Source organism: Litoribacterium kuwaitense, assembly GCF_011058155.1.
Classification (GTDB): Bacteria; Bacillota; Bacilli; order Bacillales; family DSM-28697; genus Litoribacterium; species Litoribacterium kuwaitense.
In genome coordinates this window covers 1-454 of the sequence record NZ_JAALFC010000114.1, presented here as the reverse complement: position 1 = coordinate 454, position 454 = coordinate 1, and the positions used below count along the sequence as shown (strand labels likewise).

The window sequence follows — 454 nt, the reverse complement described above, 5'->3', positions numbered from 1 at the left end:
TTTTCAAGAAACAGAATAAAGCACCACGTTTCAAGTCAAAAAAGAATAACGTACAATCCTACACAACAAAGCACACGAACGGGAATATTACGATTGTAGGAAACAAAATCAAGTTACCCAAACTTGGATTAGTCAAGTTCGCAAAAAGTCGTGAGGTTGAGGGGCGTATTCTTAACGCTACAATCAGACGAAACCCAAGTGGTCAATACTTTGTATCGATTCTTGCTGAAACAGAAGTGCAGCCATTAGAAAAAACAGGTTCTTCTGTCGGTATTGACGTTGGTCTTAAAGATTTTGCGATTCTTTCTACAGGGCAAATATTTGGCAACCCTCAATGGTTTCGCACATTAGAAGAAAAACTAGCAAAAGAACAACGTATTCTGTCTAGACGACAGGAATTAGCATTAAAACGAAAATGTAAACTAGATGAAGCAAAGAACTATCAAAAGCAAAA

General features: G+C 37.2%; 1 protein-coding gene. It reads left to right on the top strand.

Annotated elements, in window-relative coordinates:
- On the top strand, positions 1-454 hold a 454-nt coding region (locus tag G4V62_RS19250; protein WP_165205247.1), incomplete at both ends, for an RNA-guided endonuclease TnpB family protein.